Source organism: Ramlibacter sp., assembly GCF_013697775.1.
Classification (GTDB): domain Bacteria; phylum Pseudomonadota; class Gammaproteobacteria; order Burkholderiales; family Burkholderiaceae_C; genus Ramlibacter.
The window spans coordinates 1-3,308 of sequence record NZ_JACCWG010000116.1 but is presented as its reverse complement, the minus strand read 5'-3'; the positions used below and the strand labels follow the sequence as shown (position 1 = coordinate 3,308).

At 68.4% G+C, this 3,308-nt stretch carries 3 protein-coding genes; 1 reads left to right on the top strand and 2 read right to left on the bottom strand.

Annotation, left to right across the window (positions count from 1 at the left end; genetic code table 11):
* Nucleotides 1-142: 142 nt before the first annotated feature.
* Both glnK and H0U68_RS06130 read right to left on the bottom strand, forming a co-directional pair.
* A complete protein-coding gene (glnK, locus tag H0U68_RS06135) occupies nt 143-481 on the bottom strand; it encodes a P-II family nitrogen regulator (RefSeq protein ID WP_296353693.1) in 339 nt (112 codons plus the stop codon).
* 31 nt (nt 482-512) lie between these two features.
* Nucleotides 513-1,244 (bottom strand): TorF family putative porin, encoded by a 732-nt coding sequence (locus H0U68_RS06130; protein ID WP_296353691.1) that lies wholly within the window; start codon nt 1,242-1,244, stop codon nt 513-515.
* Between the two features lie 328 nt (nt 1,245-1,572).
* On the opposite strand from H0U68_RS06130, the gene H0U68_RS06125 reads away from it, so the two are divergent.
* On the top strand, nt 1,573-3,129 hold the full coding sequence (locus H0U68_RS06125) for a YifB family Mg chelatase-like AAA ATPase (RefSeq protein WP_296353689.1): 1,557 nt from the start codon (nt 1,573-1,575) through the stop codon (nt 3,127-3,129).
* Nucleotides 3,130-3,308 lie beyond the last annotated feature (179 nt).

Sequence of the window (3,308 nt, the reverse complement as noted above, 5' to 3'; positions counted from 1 at the left end):
GCTTCGGTGGACGCGGCCGCGGCGGCGGGCTCGGCGGCCGGCGCCTGGGCGAGCGCGCCGCCTCCTGCCAGCAGGCCCAGGGCCAGGCCCAGGGATGCGAAGAAATTCCTCATGGCGATGCCTCTCTTGGGATGAATGGAGCTCACAGGGCTTCCTTGCCGGTCTCGCCGGTGCGGATGCGCACGACCTGCTCGAGGTCGTAGACGAAGATCTTCCCGTCGCCGATCTTTCCGGTGCGGGCGGCGCCTTCGATCGCTTCGATGGCTTGCTCCACCAGCTCTTCGGACAGCGCGATCTCGATCTTCACTTTGGGCAGGAAGTCGACCACGTACTCGGCGCCGCGGTACAGCTCGGTGTGGCCCTTCTGGCGTCCGAAGCCCTTGACTTCGGTCACGGTGATGCCCTGCACGCCGATGGTGGACAGGGCTTCGCGCACCTCGTCGAGCTTGAAGGGCTTGATGATGGCGGTGATGAGTTTCATGTGTGCTCCTTGGTGGGTGCGCGGCGGGGCGTCAGAACGCGTACTTCACGCCCAGCACCACGCCGGCGCGGCCCAGGTTCTTGCCGGTGGGCGACAGGTAGGCGCTGTTGCTGTCGGTGTCCACCAGGGCGGCCGAGGCCGACAGGCCGTTGCCGAAGTCCTTGGCGAGCGTGATGGAGTAGTCGGTATAGGAGGCCGCGCTCCAGTTCCTGACCTTCTGGTGGCCGATGTGCGGCACCACGCTCCAGCCGTTGCCCAGGTCGAAGGTGGCGCTCAGGTCCAGGTACCAGCTGTTCTTGCTGTCGTCGAAGCCGAACAGGTTGCTCACCGCGTGCGAGTACTTCAGCGTGGCGGGGCCCCAGGTGCCGGCCAGGTAGATCTCCTGCGTGTTGGGGCTGACGGCGAGGCTGTGGTCGGGGTAGGTGTAGGTCAGCAGGCCCACGTCGTAGCCGAAGTCGCCCCAGGTGCCCTTGTAGCCGCCGTAGATGTCCAACTCGAGGTCGGCGCTGCCGCCGGCGTCCTTGATCCACTTGATGGTGGAGGCCCAGGTGCCGATGTAGAAGCCGCTCTTGTGCGCGAAATCGATGCCGCCTTGCAGCGCCGGCTTCAGCCGCGTCTGCGAAATGCCGCGGTAGCGGTAGTCGGTGACCGCGCCCACGTTGTAGGAGAGCGTGTAATCGGGCTCCGGCGCCTTGGTCTGGGCCATCGCCGAGCCGCACAGGCCCAGCGCGGCGAGCAGGACCGCTGTGGATGTCGATGTCATGGGGACTCCGTTCAAGTTCGTTGGAAAAGAAGACAGCTCGGCTTGATTAGCAGGAGGCGTGCCATCAGCAGGCGGACTTCTTTTCTCGCCGTAGGACCTTTGCGCGCACCAGGCGGGTGCGAACCGGCGGGTCCCGGCTGCAAGGCGCCACGCGCGCACCGCCTTGGTGAATCCGGGACGCGCGAGCCTGTCTTTGGTGCAACCCGGCATTCCTGTGCGTTTCCACCCGAAACCCGGGGGCAAAGTCACAGCGGCCCGCATCCCGTCGTCGCGGGTGCGCACCCGCCCGTTGTGCGGTGGCGCTTCATGGGAGCGTGAGGAGGACATCGTGAGCTTGTCGCTTGTGCAAAGCCGCGTGCTGGTGGGACTGCGCACGGCCGCGGTGACGGTGGAAGTGCATCTGGCCAACGGCCTGCCCAGCTTCACGCTGGTGGGCTTGGCCGATACCGAGGTGAAGGAGTCGCGCGAGCGCGTGCGCTCGGCGCTGCAGAACTGCGGGCTGGAGTTTCCAAACAACAAGAGGATCACGGTGAACCTCGCGCCGGCCGACTTGCCGAAGGACTCCGGCCGCTTCGACCTGCCGATCGCGCTGGGCATCCTGGCCGCCAGCGGACAGGTGGACGCGGCGCGCCTGGCGGGCCACGAGTTCGCGGGCGAACTCTCGCTGTCGGGCGAGCTGCGCCCGGTGCGCGGGGGGCTGGCCATGAGCCTGGCGCTGCACGCGGACGGCATCGCCACCCGGCTGGTGCTGCCGCCGGCCAGCGCGGAAGAAGCCGCGCTGGTGCCCGGCGCGCACGTGTACCGCGCGCGGCACCTGCTGGACGTGGTGCGCGCGTTCTTGCCCGAAGGCGCCGAGGGTGCGGAAGCGGCGGAGGGTGCGGGCGTACCGGAAGGCTGGTCGCGCGTGGAAGCCGCGCCGCCGTCGGCCAGCCCGCGCTATCCGGACATGGCCGACGTGAAGGGCCAGGCCGGCGCCAAGCGCGCGCTGGAGATCGCCGCGGCCGGCGGGCACAGCCTGCTGCTGGTGGGGCCGCCCGGCGCCGGCAAGTCGATGCTGGCGCAGCGCTTTGCCGGCCTGCTGCCGGCGATGAACGTGCAGGAGGCGCTGGAAAGTGCGGCCATCGCGAGCCTTGCGGGGCAGTTCTCGCTGCAACGCTGGTTCACCCGGCCGACCTGCGCGCCGCATCACTCGGCAAGCGCCGCGGCATTGGTGGGAGGCGGTTCACCGCCGCGGCCAGGAGAAATCTCCATGGCGCACCACGGCGTCCTGTTTCTCGATGAATTTCCAGAATTCGCAAGACCGGCTTTGGAGGCCTTGCGCGAGCCATTGGAGACCGGGCAGATCTCCATCGTACGCGCCGCGCGGCGCGCCGAGTTCCCGGCGCGTTTCCAGCTGATCGCGGCGATGAACCCTTGCCCTTGTGGATGGCTGGGTGCCACGAACAGGAATCAAGCCTGCCGCTGCACACCGGACCAGATCACGCGCTACCAGCGAAAACTGAGCGGCCCCTTGCTCGATCGCATCGACTTGCACATCGAAGTGCCGGCACTGCCGCCCGACGAACTGCTGCAGGCGCCCGCGGGCGAATCCACGCACAGCATCCGCGCGCGCTGCGTCGCCGCGCGCGACCGTGCTCTTGCGCGCCAGGGCAAATCGAACCATGCCCTGCAAGGCAAGGAGATCGACCTGCACGCGGCGCTCGACGACGCGGCGCTGCGCTTCCTGCACACCGCCGCGATCAAGCTCGCGTGGAGCGCACGCGCGATGCACCGCGTGCTGAAAGTCGCGCGCACCATCGCCGACCTTGCTGGCGCGGACGCCATCGGCGTGCCGCATGTGGCCGAGGCAGTGCAGTACCGGCGCAGCCTGTTCGCGGCGAACTGAAGGCCCCGCCGCCTCTCCCCTAACCGGGGGATGACAACGCCGCATGCGCGGGCTAGGGAGATTCTGAACAAGCGTCGATTGCAGATGCTTGTGCGGATTCGACGGCGAATCTAGGCCTGATGAGGTGCGTGCAGAGGCCCCCCGCAGGTGCTGGCGGCCTATGAGCGCCGCTGCGGGCG

Bases quoted from the DNA above. Each gene is read 5' to 3' on its own strand.
- H0U68_RS06130 (WP_296353691.1), bottom strand. From the start codon at position 1,244: ATGACATCGACATCCACAGCGGTCCTGCTCGCCGCGCTGGGCCTGTGC.
- glnK (WP_296353693.1), bottom strand. From the start codon at position 481: ATGAAACTCATCACCGCCATCATCAAGCCCTTCAAGCTCGACGAGGTG.